The organism is Acidovorax sp. Leaf191 (genome assembly GCF_001424425.1).
GTDB lineage: Bacteria > Pseudomonadota > Gammaproteobacteria > Burkholderiales > Burkholderiaceae_C > Acidovorax.
This window is the reverse complement of the sequence record NZ_LMPT01000018.1, coordinates 18241-37362: the sequence shown is the minus strand read 5'-3', so window position 1 is coordinate 37362 and position 19122 is coordinate 18241. Positions and strand designations below refer to the sequence as shown.

Annotated in this window: 17 protein-coding genes and 1 pseudogene; 11 read left to right on the top strand and 7 right to left on the bottom strand. The window is 63.5% G+C overall.

What is annotated here, in order from left to right:
* Window positions 1-111: 111 nt before the first annotated feature.
* The 3 genes from ASG27_RS11945 to ASG27_RS26725 form a co-directional block, all read right to left on the bottom strand.
* Window positions 112-2025 (bottom strand): hybrid sensor histidine kinase/response regulator, encoded by a 1914-nt coding sequence (locus ASG27_RS11945; RefSeq protein ID WP_162240446.1) that lies wholly within the window; start codon window positions 2023-2025, stop codon window positions 112-114.
* A 234-nt stretch (window positions 2026-2259) separates the two neighbouring features.
* Window positions 2260-3981 carry a methyl-accepting chemotaxis protein gene (locus ASG27_RS27870; protein WP_056417221.1) on the bottom strand — a complete coding sequence of 574 codons (1722 nt, stop codon included), beginning with the start codon at window positions 3979-3981 and terminating at the stop codon, window positions 2260-2262.
* Window positions 3982-4048: 67 nt separating this feature from the next.
* Entirely contained in the window at window positions 4049-4363 is a 315-nt protein-coding gene (locus ASG27_RS26725; protein WP_156371524.1) for a hypothetical protein, read from the bottom strand.
* A gap of 119 nt (window positions 4364-4482) precedes the next feature.
* Here ASG27_RS26725 and ASG27_RS11935 point away from each other — a divergent pair, with 119 nt between their 5' ends.
* The 9 genes and pseudogenes from ASG27_RS11935 (at window position 4483) to ASG27_RS11890 (ending at window position 13879) form a co-directional block, all read left to right on the top strand.
* Window positions 4483-6108: a methyl-accepting chemotaxis protein gene (locus tag ASG27_RS11935; protein ID WP_056417215.1), complete on the top strand. Its 1626-nt coding sequence runs from the start codon at window positions 4483-4485 to the stop codon at window positions 6106-6108.
* A gap of 130 nt (window positions 6109-6238) precedes the next feature.
* Window positions 6239-6610: a response regulator transcription factor gene (locus ASG27_RS11930; RefSeq protein ID WP_056418243.1), complete on the top strand. Its 372-nt coding sequence runs from the start codon at window positions 6239-6241 to the stop codon at window positions 6608-6610.
* Window positions 6607-7376 (top strand): annotated as a pseudogene (locus ASG27_RS11925) (HD-GYP domain-containing protein). The gene ASG27_RS11930 and the pseudogene ASG27_RS11925 overlap by 4 nt, the downstream one beginning before the upstream one ends.
* A 75-nt stretch (window positions 7377-7451) precedes the next feature.
* On the top strand, window positions 7452-8201 hold the full coding sequence (locus tag ASG27_RS11920; RefSeq protein ID WP_235504050.1) for an ABC transporter substrate-binding protein: 750 nt from the start codon (window positions 7452-7454) through the stop codon (window positions 8199-8201).
* Complete coding sequence (locus ASG27_RS26720; protein ID WP_156370703.1) at window positions 8198-9217, top strand: hypothetical protein; 1020 nt, start codon at window positions 8198-8200, stop codon at window positions 9215-9217. Before ASG27_RS11920 ends, ASG27_RS26720 begins: the two co-directional genes overlap by 4 nt.
* A gap of 2 nt (window positions 9218-9219) precedes the next feature.
* Window positions 9220-11748 (top strand): sensor histidine kinase, encoded by a 2529-nt coding sequence (locus ASG27_RS11905; RefSeq protein ID WP_235504022.1) that lies wholly within the window; start codon window positions 9220-9222, stop codon window positions 11746-11748.
* Window positions 11749-11777: 29 nt separating this feature from the next.
* On the top strand, window positions 11778-12284 hold the full coding sequence (locus ASG27_RS25955; RefSeq protein ID WP_082485957.1) for a chemotaxis protein CheW: 507 nt from the start codon (window positions 11778-11780) through the stop codon (window positions 12282-12284).
* A 135-nt stretch (window positions 12285-12419) separates the two neighbouring features.
* On the top strand, window positions 12420-13130 hold the full coding sequence (locus tag ASG27_RS11895) for a helix-turn-helix domain-containing protein (RefSeq protein ID WP_056417198.1): 711 nt from the start codon (window positions 12420-12422) through the stop codon (window positions 13128-13130).
* Window positions 13127-13879 carry an Hpt domain-containing response regulator gene (locus ASG27_RS11890; RefSeq protein WP_056417196.1) on the top strand — a complete coding sequence of 251 codons (753 nt, stop codon included), beginning with the start codon at window positions 13127-13129 and terminating at the stop codon, window positions 13877-13879. The genes ASG27_RS11895 and ASG27_RS11890 overlap by 4 nt, the downstream gene beginning before the upstream one ends.
* Before the next feature lie 186 nt (window positions 13880-14065).
* Here the strand turns inward: ASG27_RS11890 and ASG27_RS11885 are convergent, their stop codons facing one another.
* Window positions 14066-14953, bottom strand: a complete 888-nt coding sequence (locus ASG27_RS11885) for an alpha/beta fold hydrolase (protein WP_056418238.1) — start codon at window positions 14951-14953, stop codon at window positions 14066-14068.
* A 238-nt stretch (window positions 14954-15191) separates the two neighbouring features.
* Between ASG27_RS11885 and ASG27_RS11880 the strand changes: the two genes are divergently transcribed.
* Window positions 15192-15434, top strand: a complete 243-nt coding sequence (locus ASG27_RS11880; protein WP_056417195.1) for a hypothetical protein — start codon at window positions 15192-15194, stop codon at window positions 15432-15434.
* Between the two features lie 9 nt (window positions 15435-15443).
* Here the strand turns inward: ASG27_RS11880 and ASG27_RS11875 are convergent, their stop codons facing one another.
* A complete protein-coding gene (locus tag ASG27_RS11875; protein ID WP_056417194.1) occupies window positions 15444-16382 on the bottom strand; it encodes a LysR family transcriptional regulator in 939 nt (312 codons plus the stop codon).
* Window positions 16383-16479: 97 nt separating this feature from the next.
* Here ASG27_RS11875 and ASG27_RS11870 point away from each other — a divergent pair, with 97 nt between their 5' ends.
* Window positions 16480-17466 carry a 2Fe-2S iron-sulfur cluster-binding protein gene (locus tag ASG27_RS11870; protein WP_056417193.1) on the top strand — a complete coding sequence of 329 codons (987 nt, stop codon included), beginning with the start codon at window positions 16480-16482 and terminating at the stop codon, window positions 17464-17466.
* Window positions 17467-17468: 2 nt separating this feature from the next.
* On the opposite strand, the gene maiA is transcribed toward ASG27_RS11870, so the two are convergent.
* A complete protein-coding gene (gene maiA / locus ASG27_RS11865) occupies window positions 17469-18107 on the bottom strand; it encodes a maleylacetoacetate isomerase (RefSeq protein WP_056417192.1) in 639 nt (212 codons plus the stop codon).
* A gap of 2 nt (window positions 18108-18109) precedes the next feature.
* The gene (locus tag ASG27_RS11860) at window positions 18110-19111 is read right to left on the bottom strand and encodes a Bug family tripartite tricarboxylate transporter substrate binding protein (RefSeq protein WP_056417191.1); all 1002 of its coding nucleotides are present in this window, start codon (window positions 19109-19111) and stop codon (window positions 18110-18112) included.
* Between the last annotated feature and the right edge of the window lie 11 nt (window positions 19112-19122).

The following is a 19122-nucleotide window of genomic DNA, read 5'->3' as shown; positions in this document are numbered from 1 at the left end:
ACATGCCGTCGGCAGGGGGCTGCACGGGGTGATGGACCATGGGCCATGCCCCGACACCGGCCCGCCGCGCGCCTGGCCATCCGCCGACCGCGGGGTGGCGAGGGCCTGTGGTCAGTGCTTGAGAAGTTCGTCGATCTTGTTCGCGAGCGCGGCCATTTCGAAAGGCTTGGTCAGCACCCGCATGTTCGCATCGAGATGCCCGTTGCCAACGGCCGCCGTCGCTGCGTAGCCGGTGATGAACAGCACCTTGAGCCCCGGGCGGACGACCCGGGCGGCATCGGCGACCTGCCGGCCGTTCATGCCTCCGGGAAGGCCCACGTCCGTCACGAGCAGGTCCACCCGTCGGCCCGATTGCAGCACCGCCAGCCCGGAGGGCCCGTCCTGCGCTTGCAACACCTGGTAGCCGGCCAGGCCCAGGGCCTCGGCCGCCACCACGCGAATCGCTTCCTCGTCGTCGATCAACACGATGACCTCGCCACCGCCCGTGGCGGATTCCTCATCGGCGGCCAGCGGCTGCGGCGCGGCCACTGCGCCGACATGGCGGGGAAAGTACAGCTGGATCGTCGTGCCCCGGCCCACCTCGGACTGCACCCGCAGTTGGCCGCCCGATTGCCGAACGAAGCCGTACACCATGGACAGCCCCAAGCCTGTGCCCTGCCCCAGGGGCTTGGTGGTGAAGAAGGGTTCGAACGCTCTCGCGACCACGTCGGGCGCCATGCCCGACCCCGTGTCCGACACCGCCAGAGAGATGTACTCGCCCTGCGGCAGCTCGCGCGCGCGCGCCTGGTGGCTGTCGAGCCACAGGTTGGCGGTTTCGATGGCCAACCTGCCACCCTCCGGCAGCATCGCATCGCGGGCATTGATGCACAGATTGAGGATGGAGTTCTCCAGCTGCGACGCGTCCACGTTGGCGGGCCACAGGTCGTCTGCCAGCACCACGTCGACGTGGATGGAGGGGCCTACGGCGCCACGAACGATGTCTTCGACCCCGGCCACCAGCCGGTTGACATCGATCGGCTTGGGATCGAGGGTCTGCCGCCGCGAGAAAGCCAGCAGGCGCTGCGTGAGGGTGGCGCCGCGCTTGACCGATGCATGGGCCGTGCCGATGTACTTGGCCAGACCGTCGTACTGCCCCAACTCCACGCGGCGCGACAGCATCTCGAGATTGAGCGATACGGCGTTCAGGAGGTTGTTGAAATCGTGGGCGATGCCGCCGGTGAGCTGGCCTACGGCCTCCATCTTCTGCGCCTGCCGCAGCAGCGCCTGGGCCTCGGCCAACTCGCGCTCGCGGGCCTTCTGCTCGCTCACGTCACGGCCCACCGCCACGAAATAGACGCCACCCGGCTCTGGTGACACCGTCCATTCGATGTGTTTCCATTGCCCGTCGGCAGAGCGGATGCGGTTCTCGAACCGCGTGGGATCGCCGGTCTGCCCCATGGACTCCAGCGCGGCCAGCGTCACGCCCGCATCCTCAGGGTGCATGAAGTCCACATAGGGGGTGGCCAGCAACTCCTCGGGTGCAAAGCCCAGCACCGCCGTCCACGCGGGGTTCACCGCGGTCATCATGCCTTCGTAGTTGGCCCTGGCCAGCATGTCGGAAGAGAGCGCCCAGAGCCTCGAGCGCTCTTCGGACGCTGTCTTGTCCTGCGTGACGTCCCGCGCCGAACACCGAAACTCGTTGCCTTCAGGCACCGCGATCCACGACAGCCAGCGGTAGTTTCCATCCTTGGCACGGTAGCGGTTCTCGAACCGCAGCACCGGCTCGCCGCGCTGCAGCTGCCTGAAGGCCTCCTGGGTCGCGGGCATATCCGCGGCATGGACGAACGATTCGAAGCTCCGGCCCAGGCTCTCTTCCCGGCTCCACCCCAATGTGCGCGTCCAAGCCGGATTGACATCGAGAAGGCGCCCCGCACCGTCTGCCACCATCATCACGTCGGGTGTCACCGACCATGTCCGCTCGCTTGGCCGCGGGCTGCCGTCGGAGTCGCCCTGGCGGGCTGCGTTGTACTCGGCGGGTTGTTCCATGTTCGCTGGTGGCATCAAGGGTTTCAGATCGGAAATCGTAGCCTAGCGGCGACGGCTTGCGCCTGCACCCCGCACTGCGGGTGGTTTCCGCCCATTCTCCCCGCTGCCGAGCCGTTGGGCTGTGAAGCTATCCAAGTCCTTCCCCGAGATTGCAGAAATGCAGCTGGGCATCGCGCCTGGATTCCGCCGAAACCCATCGGGGTTGCGCCAAGCTCCCCGCCACACACACCCGCCTCAGAAGGCTTCCCAATCCACATTGCCTGCGGCAGCAGCCAGCTGGGGCGCCGCGAACACAGGTCGCGCATCGGGCCTCCGGCCCGCGGCGATGGTGCGTGCATTGGCGGGCTTGCTCAATCGCACAGCCGCAGTCGGCGCGGGCGCCGCCGCGGGTACGGAGCCGAACGCGGCCTCACGCTCGTCGGAGAGCTTGAAGAAGTCGACAGCGCGCACCAGTTCCAGCGCCTGATTGTTCAAACTGCTGGCGGCAGCGGCCATCTCCTCGACCAGCGCGGCATTTTGCTGGGTCACCTGGTCCATCTGGGTCACCGCCTCGCCGACCTGGGCCACGCCCTGGCTCTGTTCGGTGCTCGCCGCGCTGATCTCACCCATGAGGTCGGTGACGCGCTTGATCGAGCCCACCACTTCGCTCATGGTTTCGCCAGCCTGGTCGGCAAGGGACGCACCTTGGCTCACGCGCTCCACACTGGCGCCAATCAAGGCCTTGATCTGCTTGGCCGCATCAGCCGAGCGGCCCGCGAGGTTCCGCACTTCGGAGGCGACCACAGCAAAGCCCCTGCCCTGCTCTCCGGCGCGGGCCGCTTCGACTGCGGCGTTGAGCGCCAGAATATTGGTCTGGAATGCAATTCCATCGATGACGCCAATGATGTCGGCAATCTTCTGGCTGCTTTCATTGATCTCGCGCATCGTGGCCACGACCTGGCCGACCACCTCGCCGCCATGCACGGCCACCGACGAGGCGCTCATTGCCAATTGGTTGGCTTGCCGTGCATTGTCCGCGTTCTGGCGGACTGTGGAGTTCAGCTCCTCCATGGATGCCGCGGTTTCCTCCAGCGCACTGGCCTGTTGCTCCGTGCGGCTGCTCAGGTCGCTGTTGCCCTGAGATATTTCTGAAGATGCAGTGGACACGCTCTGGGAGTTTTCGCGCACCAGGCCCACGGTACGAACCAGGCTTTGCTGCATGCTTTGCAGCGAACCCAGCAGTTCCCCCATCTCGTCGCGGGAGGACACCTGGATGGTGGCCGTCAGGTCTCCCGCAGCGACCCGTTGCGCCACCCCCACCGCCACGGCCAAAGGGCGTGTGATGGAGCGCACCAGCCATATGGCGGCGGCGACTGCCATTGATATGGCGACGATCGCAATGATCAGCAAAGTTTTTTGAGCGTTTGCGTAGGCTTGATGAGCACTATCGCGCGAAGCATCGGCTCCTTGACTGTTGAGTTTGACGAGCTCGTCCAGCTGAGCCTTGATCTGGGTGTGGAACTTCAGGGACTCGCCGTCCAGCACTTCACGCGCCTTGTCGTTCTCGTTCCTGCGCGAGAAGTCCAAGGCATGGTCGTTGGCCTCCCTGTATTGGCGCCAAGTTTCCGAGAAGCGTTCATACAACTTTTGCTCTGCGGGACTGCTGATCAGCTTCTCGTACTCGCTGCGGAGCTTGCCGACCGCGCTGCGGTCCGCCTCGATCCGCTGGTCGATGCTGGCCATGGTGGCAGCGTCGGTGTTCAACACGTGGTTGAGCAGATCTATGCGCAGTTCCTTGACCTTGGCATCGAGCGCATTGGCAGTCCGCACGCTGGGCAACCAGTTGTCCGCGATATCAGTGGTCGCAGCATTGACCAAGCCCATCTGTAGCAGCGCCACGACGGCCAGCCCCACGAGCAAAAGCACCAGCAAGCCGAAGGTGCCGTAGAGACGTGTGGAAATCTTCAAGTTTTTCATAAGTGATGCCCCTCTTGGGTATGACGGCCTCTGGTGGCCCATGAGCTCTCGGGCGCACCCGCAGAGCTCACAGACCTCTTACTTCTTCTTCGAATACCGCCCCGGCGCTAACCGTGGGTTCTGGCAGGCTGCGAAATCCGAATTCATTTAGATCATATTTATCATTTCTTAAGCGAAACTTACGGAGAAAGGCAGTTTTTGACATTGCGATGTCATGAAAGCCAACGGCCATGCCTTGCTCAAAACGCCGGCAAAAATCATTGATGGCGTGAAAAATTCGCACAACGCGCAATTTTTTTCGATCTTTAGCAGCCTTCGAGCAGTAATTCTGCATTTCGTCGGCGTCAGAACGGTGCACTGCACAGCCAGAGTCTTGATCCAAGTCAAAAACTGCAAAATCATATTTGACATCTCCCAGGCGATAGAATTATCATTTAAGCAACTTGAAGATGATTTCAGACAGCCGCGACTGCGGACAGACCACTCAGCGAAGGAGCCAAGATGCGAAACAACCACCCAGTCAGCCAAAGAGAGTTCACATTCCCCGCGAACGAAACCCTGGTGTCTGTGACCGACCTGAAGGGCCGCATCACCTACTGCAACCGGGCCTTCGTGCAGGTCAGCGGGTTCCAGAGAGAGGAGTTGCTGGGGCAGCCACACAATCTCGTGCGGCACCCTGACATGCCGTCGGAAGCTTTCCGCGACATGTGGGAAACGATCCAGTCCGGCGTGCCATGGACGGGTATCGTGAAGAACAGGCGCAAGGATGGCGACCACTACTGGGTTCAAGCGAATGCCACTCCGATGATGGACGGCAACCAGATCACAGGCTTTCTTTCGGTGCGCACGACCCCGACGAGGGAGCAGGTGCGGGCAGCAGAAGCCTTCTACGAGATACTGAACCGGCAGAGCAATTCAGGCCGGGCCAGCTATGGCCTGCACCGCGGCGCCATCGTGCAAAGGGGCCTGCTCGGGCGCATCAAGCGCCTGGCCCACCCCTCAGTGGCCAGCAAGGTGATGGCCGTGCAGGCGGCCGCTGCAACGGCCACCGTGACCCCTGCCCTGTTGGGTGCCGCCTGGTATGTGACTGGCGCCGTCGCAACGGCCGCGGTGCTCGGGAGCTTCGCGCTGATCCGCGCCTTTGCCGTCAGTCCACTGCGTCGTTTGGTCAGGGACGCCAATTGCCTGGCATCCGGCGACCTGTCGCACGCAGTGGAAACCGGTGCGAGCGACGTCGTGGGCCAACTGCAGCAGGCGCTCAACCAGGTCAGCGTGAACCTGCGCACCGTGGTCAGCGATGTCCGTGAAGAAGTCGGTCATCTGGACATCGCCGTCCAGGAGATAGCCTCTGGAAACAACGACCTCTCGGCGCGCACTGAAGCGCAGGCGGGCAACCTGCAACAGACTGCCGCCTCCATGGAACAGATCAACGGCACGATCCAAAATAGCGCCAGCTCCGCCAACCACGGAGCCCACATGGCGCACACGACTGCCGAAGTCGCTCGCCGCAGCGACGAAGCCGTGCAGAGCCTTGCGGCCACCATGCAGGACATTGCTGCCTCCTCCAAGCGCATCGAGGACATCATTCAATTGATCGAAGGGGTTGCTTTCCAGACCAACATCCTGGCCCTCAATGCCGCCGTCGAAGCCGCACGCGCAGGAGATCAGGGCCGCGGATTTGCAGTGGTGGCTTCGGAGGTTCGCGCCCTGGCGCAACGCACGGCCACAGCCGCGAAGGACATCAAGGATTTGATCATCGAATCCGGGACGCGCGTCACGGCGGGGGTGACCAGCGCCGCACAAGCACGCGAACGCATGCAGGCGGTTCTGGAGTCCATCGGGAAGGTGAACTCGGTCCTGGATGAAATCAGCACCGCGGCCGGAGAGCAGAAGGTCGGCGTCTCCCAGATCAACGAAGCGGTGTCCCACATGGATTCCATCACGCAGCAAAACGCGTCGATGGTGGAGGAACTCGCCGCCGCGGCGCAATCCGTGCACGGCCAGGTCCAGGGCGTGAGCAACTCCATGCGACTTTTCCGCCTGAAGTCGGGTGAAACGTCCTTGAGCCAGATCGATGCCGTCGGGCTGCGCCGATCGAATGCATCGCCCCAGCTCATCTCGGCCTAGAGGCTCACGACCACAAGACGGTTGTGGATGGGCGGTGAGCCCCCTGGCCACTCCAATTTTTTACCCGTTCTCATCTCCCGCATCCCGGGGCCCGGATGACGGACACACAGCAGACATGCAAGAGGCAGCCATGAAAACCGTATTGATCGTTGAAGACCATGTAGACATTCGAAAGCTTCTGAAGATGACGATGGAGTTCGAGGATTTCGACATCCATGAAGCAGCGAACGGCGAGGCGGGCTTGCAGATGGCACGCGACATCTTGCCGGATGTCGTGCTGCTCGATGTCATGATGCCGGGCGCTCTGTCGGGCCTCGACGTGTGCAGGTGCATCAAGTCCAATCCTGCGCTCAAACATACCAAGGTGATCATGTTGACCGCCCGCGGCCAGGCGGAAGATCGGCGCGACGGCGAAAAGGCCGGTGCTGACGAGTATCTGGTCAAACCATTCAGCACCTTGCAGGTCCTGGAAGCCGTCTACCGCGCGGAAGCAGCGGCATGACTGCCGTCCGAACGACACCGCTGGCGCCCCGGGAAGAGCCCCGCTGCTTTGCAGAAGAGGCGGCCGCGCAGATGGAGCGCTTCGTTGAAGACTTCGGTCACATGTACAGGGAGCGCAACGAGGCATTGCGGGAGGTCACACGCGCGCACCATGAAGCGCTTTTGCACCTCTCCATGGCGGCAGAGTTCCGCGACGACGACACATCCGTTCATATCATCCGGATCGGATATCTGGCCGAAGCACTGGCGCTGCATCTGGGGTCCACACAATGTTCGCGCGCATGCTTCGCCGTGCAGCCCCCATGCACGACATCGGAAAGATTGGCACACCGGATCACGTCCTGAAAAAGGCGGGGCCGCTGACCGACGAAGAGCGCGCCGTGATGAAGCAGCATCCCGAAATGGGCGCCAAGATCCTCAGCAGCTCGCGCGTTCCCGTGTTCCGCCTGGCCGCGGAAGTCGCATTGACGCACCACGAGCGCTTCGACGGAACAGGCTACCCCAAAGGCTTGAGCGGTGAGGCCATCCCGCTCTGCGGCCGCATCACCGCGGTGGCGGACTTCTACGACGCGCTGACCATGGACCGCGTCTACCGCCCTGCGTTCAGCGCGGAGAAAGCGCTGGAGATGTTGGTGGAGTTGCGCGGCACGGCCTTCGACCCCGTCGTGGTGGATGCGTTCGTCGACAACATCGCCACGCTCGACGCCCTGCGCCTTCAGATCACTCGGGACCGCCCGACGTTTTCGGACCTCATCGACGCGGCCTGAAACCCCATTTACACACTCAGGACTCCGACCATGCCTTCACTCCCGCGCTCCTACTCTGTGGCTTTCGCGTTCTGCATGACAGCTGCTTTTCCTGCTACGGCTGGCACCGTGCTGGACAAGGTTCAAGGCCAGCGTTCCGTTCGCATCTGCATCTGGCCGGACTACTACGGAATCACTTACCGAAACCCGCGCACCCAGCAACTGGGTGGCATCGACATCGAACTGTCTGCTGCACTGGGCAACGACCTGAAAGCGAAAGTGGAGTACGTCGATTCGTCCTTTGCCACGCTGATCGACGACCTGCGCGGCGACCGCTGCGACGTGGCGATGTTCGCCATCGGCATGCTGCCGCAGCGCATGGCGGCGCTCAAATTCACCCAGCCCTACCTGAGCAGCGACATCTACGGTGTCACCACCAAAAGCAATGCCGTGGTCAAGGAGTGGGCTGACATCGACCAGCCGGGGGTTGCGGTGGCGGTGCAGACGGGAACCTTCATGGAGCCGGTCATGACAGAGCGGCTCAAGCACGCAAAGGTCGTGAAGATCTCTCCGCCAGCGACGCGTGAGCGGGAACTGGAAAGTGGCCGCGTCGATGTGTTCATGACGGACTACCCCTACAGCCGCCGCCTGCTCGACAACGCAGACTGGGCGCGCCTGGTGATCCCCCCCAAGCCTGTGTTCGTGCTTCCGTATGCCTATGCCGTCAAACCCGGCGACGATGCCTGGCTCAAGACCATGGATGACTTCGTGGTCCGGATCAAGCGCGACGGCCGCTTGGCGGCGGCGGCGGCTCGCAACGGACTCAGCAGCATTGTGATGCCATGATGCGCCTTGGTGGCTTGCAGGCCTGGCGGTCCAGCCCGGCACGTTCCTGCCCACGAAGAACCGGGCTCGCTGTCTTGTGCCTCTTTTCAGGTGTCTTCGGTGCCGCCGCGGTGTTTTTCGCCGCGGTGGGCGTGGCAATCCTTGCCCCCGAAGAGGCCGCGCACCAGGGAGAAAGCCATGCCCGCGCTGCGGTGGATCTGGCTGAGGAGCAGGTCAGTCGCACGCTGCGCATCGGCATGTTGGCGCTCGACCATCTCGGTGATAGGCTGTCTTCGCAAGCGCAGCCGCTTGGCGCCATCTCGCTGAACGAGGCATTGAGAAATGTGCTGGCAAGCGCCCCCTCTCTGTGTGGCGCCCTCTTGCTGGACGAGGAAGGACGTGTGCATGCAAGCACTCGCACTGGCGAGCAGGGTCAATTCGTGGATCTTCATGGTCTTGGTGCAATGCCATCCGGTGAGAGGGGCGTTACCGGCGCCTTCTCTGCCGGGTGGAGCACCCATGACTGCCTATCGGATGCCCGTACTGTGATTTTTCGCTCGCCGCCCCATGCACTTGTCCTTCACCATTCCTTTCTCAACAGCGCGAGGGGGCGTATGCACCTGCTGGCCCTGATCAATCCCCAGGCCTTGCTGCAAGATGGCGCATCGCACCAGGGCCGTCCTGATTTTCAGTACTCGTTGGCGACAAGCGCTGGCCTGATCGTTGCGAGCACTGGGGCCTCAATGCCCGCTCAAAGCCGCATCAGCGCACTGCCAGTGGTTGGCCATCCTGCTTCGACAGGCAAGGCTGACAGCTACATCGGTCGTGGCGTTCAAGGCAGCCAGCAAGTGGTTGCATTTCGCTCGTCGGAGATTTCGCCGCTGGTGGTGGTTGCTGAAATACCGGTGCGTCTCGCCATCGGACAGAAGCACGATGGCCTTGCGAAATGGCTGTGGGCGGGCGTAGGCTGGAGCTTCGCATCCCTGGTGCTCGCACTCGTCCTGAGCGAGCCAAAGAACCTGGCAAGTGAAGGCTAGCGATGTTCATCACCTCACGCTCTCCGCTGCGCCGCATGCCGTCGTTTTCGATACGGCAACTGAGCACGGTCGCCCTCCTGTCGGGCGTTTTGCTCACGCTGGGGGTAGGGCTGGCGACCACCTGGGTGGCGTCCACGGACCGCAACCAGTTGATCCAGGCCGATCGAGAGAAGGCCGAGCTGCTCGCGCGCATGCTGGAAGATCAAACCACGAGGACCATGGACAGCGCGTTCTTCGTACTGGCTACGCTTGCGGAGTCGCGGGTGTTTGAGGACATCATCGAAAGCCCGTCCCGTGGCGACGAAGCGCTCAAACATGCCCTGCTTGGTGTCCCCTTCATGAGAGGCCTCTTGGTCATCAACGGCGAAGGCCGGATACTGGCCAGCAACTCGTCGGACGAGCTGGGCATACAGATAGACATGCGCCGGCTGGGTCCTTTGCCCGCGGACGACAAAAACGCCATCGGACCTCTGATCGCAGGACGAGGGATCAGTAGCCTGGCCTCCGTCACAGGCAAGATCGCGGCACCCAAGGGACTGGGCTTCATACCGCTGCTGCGAAAGCTCAAGACACTGAACCAGCAGTCCGTCTATGCCGTGGGCCTCCTGAACCCGGACGCGCTCGCCAACATCCAGCAGCTTGCCGTCGAGAAAGCTGGCTACAGTTCGGCGGTTGCGACCTACAAGGGAGAGTTTCTGGCCGGAGCGGGGACGATCACCCTGCCGACCAGCGGCATGCAGTCGCTCCCCATTTTCCAAGAGCATCTCCCTGCGCGCGAACACGCCAGCTTCATTGGCAGAGGACTGGGTGGGGAGCAGCAGATCGTGGCATTCCGCGTCTCCAGGACACACCCTGTCGTGATCGTGGTGGAGGAACCGCGCGCGCTGGCGCTGAGCCGGTGGCTGGACGACTCCGTCGGTTACCTCTGGCTGGGCGGTGGTGCGTGCGCATTGATGCTGCTCCTGTCGCTGGTCGCATGGCGCGGCTTGAGGCTGAGGGAGTCCGCCCAACTGCTGGCTGAGGATGCGCAAAACAGGATCGCTCAGAGCGAGCGAGAGCTTGCCGTGCTGATGCAAAGCGTGCAGGAGGTGATCTTTCGCACCGATGAAAGTGGCCACATCACCTTCGTGAACGCCCAGTGGATAGCGCTTGGCAGCCATGGACAGACATCGCCAGTCGGCCGTCCGCTGCACGAGCTGGTGGAGCCCCGGTCACAACAGTCCGTAGCCCAGCTGTTCCAGAACGGAGCCAGTGGAAAGGCACGCCATTGCCAGGCGTCGGTCCGTCTTGATGATGGCCGTAGGAAGCTTTTTGACATGGCACTGGTCCCCTTGCTCCACGAGGGGCAAGTAGTGGGTTTTGCCGGCAGTGCGGTCGACGTTACCGAGCGGTGGATCGCTCAGCAAAAGCTGCGAAGCGAGCTGGAGTTTCGCGGACTGCTGCTGGAAATGAACCCGCTTCCGATCTCCATGACGGACATGGATGGACGCCTGCTGCTGGTCAACCGCGCCTGGGAGGAATACAAGGGACGACGGCGCAAAGACGTCATCGGGCTGCGCCTGCAGGACTTCTTGCCCTCGGAAGAAGCCGTTGTGCACGAAGCGGCCGACCAGCAACTGAAGCGAGAGCGTGGCACGGTCCGCTTCGAAACGCGCGTTCTGAATGGAAACCAGTCCTGGCGCGACACCCGGGTGACCAAGGCCATCGTGGCCGACTCCGAGGGTGTCTCCACCGGCATTCTGTGCACCTTGATGGACGTGAGCGATTTCCGTGAGGCTGAAAGGGTGACACGCGAAGCGAGGGACTCGGCCGAAGAAGCATCTCGTTCGAAATCAGAGTTTGTCGCCAACATGAGCCACGAGTTGCGCACGCCTTTGCAATCCATCATGGGATTTTCAGAACTGGGCATGTACCGCGCCAAAGCGCACCCAGCCTTCGCTGCCATGTTCGAGGACGTTCACCGCGCGGGTGAACGCATGCTGTCCCTGGTGAACGATTTGCTCGATGTGGCCAAGCTGGAAAGCACGGTGGGAACCTTCCATCTGGAAAAGGTCGATTTACGCGGGGTCATACGGCCAGTGCTTCGGGAGTTGCAGCCCTTGCTGGCGCAGCGCAGGCTCCTGCTGGATCTGAACCTGGGCGACGCGCCATTGACCGCAAAGGTCGATCCCGTGCGCTTTGAGCAGGTCATCCGCAATGTGGTGGCCAACGCCATCAAGTTCTCACCTGAAGAGTCCCAGATACAGATCCATGCCAGAGTGGACAGCCAGGGGCAGATCCGCATTGCGGTAGGCGACAGCGGCCCTGGCATACCGCCCTTCGAACTCACCACGATTTTCGAGGCGTTCAAGCAGTCCAGCACCACGAAGGATGGATCGGGCGGCACCGGCCTGGGTTTGGCCATCTGCAAAAAGATTCTTGAAGCCCTGGGCGGCCAGATCTATGCCGAAAACCGGCAACCGCATGGCGCGGTATTCCATATCACCCTCCCCGCGCGCACCAGTGACACGATGCCTGCGGAACTTAACTGAAGACTCCACCTTACCGGCCATCTGCGCATATGAACACATCGACAACCATCAGCAACGTACGCCCCACGACAACGGGAGAACATCTGGCATTCTGCCTGGGCGACCAGGAGTATGGCCTCGCCATCTCGGGAGTACGGGAAATCCGCTTCTATGAATCGCCTACACGCATCGCAGGGTCACCCACCCATATCCTGGGTGTGCTGGACCTTCGAGGTGAAAGCGTGCCGTTGATCGATTTGCGCGTGTGCCTCGGGATCACCGCCCTCTTCACTGCGAGCACTGTCACGGTGGTCGCGAATGTAGGCAACGACACTTTTGGGATGGTCGTTGACTCGGTGTCGGATGTGGTCGAGCTGACCAGGGATCAAATCCGCGAGGTGCCCGGCATGGTCGGTACGGAAGACTCGCACGGGGTCATCGGCATCGCACAGGTCACGCACGAGGGCTCGCACCGCACCCTGCTGCTCCTGGACGCTTCCCAGATGATTTCGAGGATTCGCGACTGCGCGTCCCTCGACCTCTCCGTGGCGTGCTGACAGATGCCCGCCGTCCGGCTGTCCCGCCATATGGCTCGCCCATGGACACCCAGCAAACCAAATGTTTCAAAAAATTCATTTTGATCATTTCAATGCGAGATAAATAGCATTGTTTTTACCTAAAATGGTGTGCTCATGAAAAATGACACACCTTTCGACGCATCGACTGCTGGCGACCAACTGACTACGTTTGAGGCCGCGCGGATGTTGGGCATGGCGGTGCGCTCCGTGCAACTCATGGTGGATCGCGGCGAGCTGCAAGCCTGGAAGACACCGGGTGGGCACCGGCGCATTTCGCGGGATTCGGTCGCCCAGTGGCTGCGTTCGCGCTCCGGCGGTACGCACCCAGGCCCAGGTGCACGCGCAAGCAATGCGCACGCGCAAGAGCCGTTCACTCCTGCAGGCCGGACGGCACAGGAGACGGGTGAACGCAAGGCCCAAGCCTCCGGTGCCGTGAAGATCCTGCTGATCGAGGACTCCATCCATTTCCAGAACCTGGTATCCCTGCTGATCAAACAGCACTTCCCAGACTGGCAGTTGCACATCGCCAATGACGGCATTGCCGGGCTGGCGATGTATGGCCAGATCCAACCCGATATCTTGATCGTGGATCTTCTGCTGCCCGGCATTGATGGCGGAGCGCTCATCATGACGCTGCGCTCGCATCCCCAGTTCACCCACAGCAGCCTTGTTGTCGTGACTTCGCTGGACGAATCCCAACGCGCTCCCTATGCGTTTGCGCTCGACGGCGTGGATGTCATCCACAAGCCCCGCTTGGTCACCGAGCTGCCTTTGCTTCTGGCACGCGGACTGGATGCCAGCGCCGCTGTCGCGCTCCATCCATGACACACGCCGGGGACACTCCGGTCCGGCGTGTGCTGGTGGTGGAGGATGATGCTTCGATCGCACGCTTCATCGGCATGGCCCTGGAGGACCAGCAGGTTGATCTGGTCGTCTGCGCAGACGCGGAGAGCGCTCTCACATCGCTGGACGAACGGCCTGTGCGGCTGATCATTACCGATTTGATGCTGCCAGGCGTATCTGGCTATGAGTTGGTCGAACGGCTGCAGCACCACCCCGAAAGACTCGGAGCGGCGAAGATCGTGGTCTTCAGTGCAGGCATGAATGCAGGTGTCGAGAATGGGCTCAAAGGCATGGGCGTATGGCGCATCTTGTACAAGCCCGCGTCCGTGGCGCAGCTGCAAAGCTGTGTGCAGGACGCACTGGCTGAGGAGCGAAACAAACCCGCCACGGCGGTCCCGACGTGCCGCGAGGCCCCCGCGGCCGAGGACGGCGACTTTCTGAATACCTATTTCGGTGGGAATGCCGCACTGTTTCGCGAATACAAAGCCATGTGCGCAGCCCAGTTTTCCCAAGACTTGAAAGACGGGGATACCGCTTTGCACGCGGGAGACCTGGGGGCGCTGCGTCGGCTGGCGCACAGCCTGCGCACCGTGCTGCGTACATTGGGAGCGGCAGAGGGCGCCTCCATGGCGCAACGGCTCGAAACCGTGGCCGCCACCGGCGATGCTACCGCCTCGGCCACTGCGTGGGCCCCGTTGCGACGTCTGCTTTTCAGCATGGCCGACCACTGACTGCCGGGAGCCGCCATGCCGCGCGGTGGCCACATCAGGATGATGGCCTTGAGCGCTCGCCCTGCACGGTTCTATCGCCGATGGTGCTGCGCCAGCGCGGAGAGCCGGCGTCGCTCTCCGCGACCCGACGGCCCACGGCAAGTTGATCGCATCCGTGCGCCGGACAGGTGTTGGCGCAACTGATGGCTAAAACGCCGCGGAGTCCGCGTGCGCACGCAGCCAGGCGACGATATCGGCCGTCACTTCAAGGCGATGGGTCTCGTTCAAGATTTCGTGGCGGGCACCCGGGTACAGCGTGACCGTAACATCGGCAATACCGGCATCGCGGTAGCGCTGCCCCAGCAGCTGGATCAGCGCGCCACCGCCAGCGAGCGGGTCTGCGTCGCCAGAGGCGATCAGGAGGGGCAGGTCCTTGCGGATGCCCGCCAGCAGCGCAGGATCGGCCAGCCGGGATGCGGGCGCAAACAGTGATGGAATCACATCGTCCGGAACATCCCATCCGCACCAAGGGTCAGCGACGTAGGCATCCACCTCGGAGGCGTCGCGCGACAGCCACTCGTACCCCGTGCGGTGTTCGAAGCCCGCATTGAATGCCGCCAGCCCGGAGGGCGCGTCGGCCGGCGCATTGGCCATGCCGGCGGCCAGCACGTCGAGCGCCGTGGAGCCGGACAGCACCACGCCCGACCACGTCGATGCGTGCTCGAGGATGGCAGCCTGCGCCGCAAACGAACCCATCGAGTGCCCGAACAGAAAGAGCGGCAGGCCGGCATGCTGCGCGCGCAGCGCTGCGCCCAGTTGCACCACGTCGGCGATCAGCCCGCCGAACCCCGCCTTGCCGAAGTTGCCCCACTGGCCCATGGCCGTGCGCCCGTGCCCGCGGTGATCGGCGGCATGCACCAGGAATCCGGCTGCATTCAACGCCTTGGCAAACCGGTCGTAGCGCTCGCCATGCTCGGCAAGGCCGTGCGAGATCTGCACCACGCCCAACGGTGGGCCCGACACGTCGGCCCAGGTGTATGTGACGACCTGCGTGCCGTCTGCGTCAGAGAGGAAGGAGGATGTCGACGTGCTCATCATTTCATTCTGACACGGCGGCGCAGCCGCACGAAGAGCGCGCGTTAGACCGCGCCGGCCATCACCGCCTGGCCGGTGCGGCAGCCTGGAATGTGCGGCCCCGCCCGGCCTTTTTGACGGGCACGCTGTATCGGTAATCGCCCCACCAGTCCATGGGCGCTTTCGTCGTCGGCCCCAGCCCGCGGGCGTTTTTGCGTCATCTCGTACTGGACACGCCGCGGTATCTCTGCAAACTCGCGTGAATGGAGGCGCCGACCAGATCACCGTCCACAACGTCATGCTGAATGCGGACACCTTTGGCCGCGACAGGCCGCTGTTGCCCACCTGGTTCGACCGCAACGGATCGCCCGAGCACGACATCGCACCGGTGATCCTGTTCCCGGCCAGCCAGGGTGCGCAGTGCATCGCCGGCTACAGCCTGCAGCCTACAGCCTGGCACCCGACGGCGGAATGGTCATCGACGCCGCGCGTTGACCGCTGAAGCGGCCACTCAACCTGTACCGTCGGAACCACCGTCGACGGGCCGGTCGCCTCCGAACAGGTCGAACACCATGCTGCGCAGCCATTGATTCACGGGCTCGCGATGCACCTTGGCGTGCCAGAACATGCTGATGGGTGCATCGGGCAAGGGGACGGGGTGCGTGCGCAGCACCAGGCCGAAGGGCCCGGCCAGCTTGAGCGCCAGGCGTTCGGGCACCGTCGCCACCAGCGCCGTACTCTGAAGGATGTGGCCCACACTCACGAAGTGCGGCACGCTCAGCCGCACGCGGCGATCGATGCCGGCCTTGTGGATCAGCTCATCGATTTTGCCGTGCCCCGTGCCTGCGGACACGATCACCAAATGCTCCGCCGCCTTGTAGTCAGCCAGCCGCAACTTGGGCCTGTCGAGCGCGTGGCCGCGGCGAAACAGGCACACATACCGCTGGCGGAACAAGCGGCGCTGAAAGAAGCCCGCCTTCAAGTGCGGCAACAGGCCGATGGCCAGATCCACCTTGCCCGCTTCCATGTCATCGCGCAGATTGGTGGCGTTGTTGCGCACCGTGTTGAGCGTCACGCCGGGCGCCTCCCGGCCCAGGCGTTCCAGCAAGGCTGGCAGGAAGACGATCTCGCCGATGTCCGTCATGCCGATGGTAATGGTGCGCTTGAGCGTGGCCGGCGTGAACTGCGTGCGCTGATTGAGCCCGCTGTGGATCATGCCCAGCGCGTAGCCCACCGGCTCGCTCAGTTGCTCGGCAAACGGTGTGGGCACCATGCCGCCGGACGTACGCAGGAACAACTCGTCGCCGAAGATTCTGCGCAGCTTGGCCAGCGAGTTGCTGACGGCCGGCTGCGTGATCCCCAGGTTGTCGGCCACCTGCGATACGCGCCGCTCGACCATGAGTTGCTGAAACAGCACGAGCAGGTTCAGATCGATATCGGATAGCTCCATGGTGCCTCCATCATCTCCGATGATGTGAAACGGCAATGGTATTGCAGCCGGTGATTCGTGGGCACAATGGCGTGCATGACCCCGAAGGCCGACCGCCGTGGACATCCTTGTTCAGCCGCTTAACCGCGTGATCCGCGCCACACCCGGTGCGAATCTGCTGGACGCCCTGCGCGCGGCGCAGATTCCCATGTCCTATTCCTGCCTCTCCGGCCGCTGCGGCATCTGCCGCTGCCGGGTGCTCGATGGCGAGGTGCTCGATGGTGGGCGCGAGCAGCAGCGCCCGCTGGACGGCATGGACGGCGCCGTACTGGCCTGCCAGACCTATGTGACCGAAGCCTGCACGATCGAAGTGCCAGCGCCTGAAGAGGCCGTCGTGCACCGGGCGCGTGTGGCCAGGGCCTCCGTCGTCGCCATCGAACCCCTGGCGGCCGACATCCGGCGCCTGCTGCTCAAGGTCGCCAACCCGATTGCGTTTTCTCCGGGTCAGTACGCACAGATCGCTTTGACCCCACAGCACTCGCGGCCCTACTGCATGGCCAACCTGCCGGGTGATGATCTGCTGGAGTTTCACGTGCAGCTGATGCCCAAGGGCCGCGTCAGCAGCTACATCGCCGAACAGCTGAAGGTGGGGGACAAGGTCAAGGTCAGCGGGCCGCTCGGCGCCGCCTATCTGCGCCAGCAGAACGCCGGACCCATGCTGTGCGTGGCAGGGGGCACGGGCCTGGCACCGGTGCTCTCGGTGGTGCGGGGCGCCGTGGCCGCCGGCATGCGCAACCCCATCCACCTGTACCTCGGGCTCCGCTCGCCGCGCGACCTGTACGGACTCGCATGGCTGGACCATTTGCGCAGCACGCACCCTGCGTTGAAAGTGCATGTGGTGATGGCCTCGGGTGCAGACCCTGCCACGCAGCGGCGCGGGCTGGTGACCCAGGCCATCGAACAGGACCACACCCACTTGCGTGGATGGAGCGCCTATCTGTGCGGCTCGCCGCCGATGGTGGAGACCACCACACTGCTCGCACTCGGCAAGGGCATGGAGGCGGCCCACATCCATGCCGAGGCCTTCTACATGCAGGGCGACTGAGGTCAGCCCGCATCGGGCTGCGCAGCGGGCGCGGCCTGGCGGAACGCGTCCAGTTGCCCGCAGGCCGCGTCCACAGCCCGAACCCGCGGCCAACGCGCCATGTCCACCTTGAAGCGGCGCGCACTCTCCACCTGCGGCACCAGGTAGACATCCGCGAGCGTCGGGTGGTTGCCAAAGCAAAAATCTCCACGACGCCGGTCACTCGCCAGCAAGGCCTCGATGGCGTCGAAGCCCGCGCCGATCCAGGTGCCGCACCAGTCGTTGATCGCCGCCTCGTCCGCGGCAAAGCGGTGGCGCAACGCCTCCAGGATGCGCCGGTTGTTGACCGGGTGGATGTCGCAGCCCACGATGGCTGCGAGCGCGCGCACCTGTGCACGCTCTGCGACGTCGCTGGGGAGCAGCGGCGGATCCGGATGGCGTTCTTCGAGCCATTCGATGATGGCCGGCGACTGGATCATCAAGCGGTCTTCCGTGTCCAGCACGGGCACGAACTGCTGCGGATGGATCGCCTTGAAGGCCTGCGCCAGGTGCTCCTCGCGCCGCAGATCGACCGCGACCTGGTCGTACGAGAGGCCTTTCAGGTTCAGCGCGATGCGCAGGCGGTGGGATGTTCCACTGCGGAAAAAGGTGTAGAGCTTCATGATCAGTCCAGAGCGATCTTGGCGCGCTTGACGACATCACCGAACGTGCGTGAGTCGCGTTCGATGGCCTTGGTGAGCTCGCCGGGCGGTCCCATGTAGGGCTCGAAGCCGAAGGTCGCCAGACGCTCCTTGACCTCGGCGGTCGCAAGCACCTTGCCGACGTCGGCGTTGATTCTCTCGATCGCCGCCTTCGGTGTGCCTGCAGGCGCGAACAGGCCGACCCAGGTCTTCACCTCGAACCCCGCCGGTCCGCCCGCTTCGCCGACGGAGGGAACATCGGTGAAGCCCGCCAGGCGCTTGGGCGCGGCCAGTGCCAGGAACTTCACCTTCTTGGCCTGGTACATCGGTCCGGCAGTCGCCGCCGTGCCGAACGCCCACTTGATGTCGCCAGTGGCGACGGAGGTGTAGACGTTCCCCATGTCCTTGTAGGGCACATGCATCATCTTCGTATCGGTCGCGGCTTCGAGCATCGCCGCCCCCACATGGGCCACGCTGCCGATACCCCATGATCCATAGGTGATCTCGCCCGGTGCCGCTTTGGCCGCCCGGATCAGGTCGCCCACGTCTTTCCACGGCGAGTTGGCCGCCACCACCACGAAGAAGTTGGTGAAGTACACCGGGGCCACCGGCTCGAAGTCCTTCAGCGGGTCGTAGGGCAGTTGCTTGAACACATGCGGCTGCAGTGCCATGTGGGTGTTGTCCACCTGCAGCACGGTGTAGCCGTCAGGCGCTGCGCGTTTGGCGTCGCCAATGGCGATGAAACCGTTGGCGCCCGGCTTGTTGTCGATGACCAGTTGCTGGCCCCAGTGGCGCGACAACCTCTCGCTGAGGATGCGCATTACCGCGTCCGGGCCGCTGCCCGGGGAATACGGCGCGACGGAGCGCACGGGCTTGCCGGGGTATGTCTGCGCCGCTGCGCCGGGCAGGCCCGCGGCGGTCAGCAGGGCCCAGGCGCAAAGCGCAGTGGCCGTGCGGAAAATGGAAGTACGGATGGCTGTGATCATGGCTATGTCTC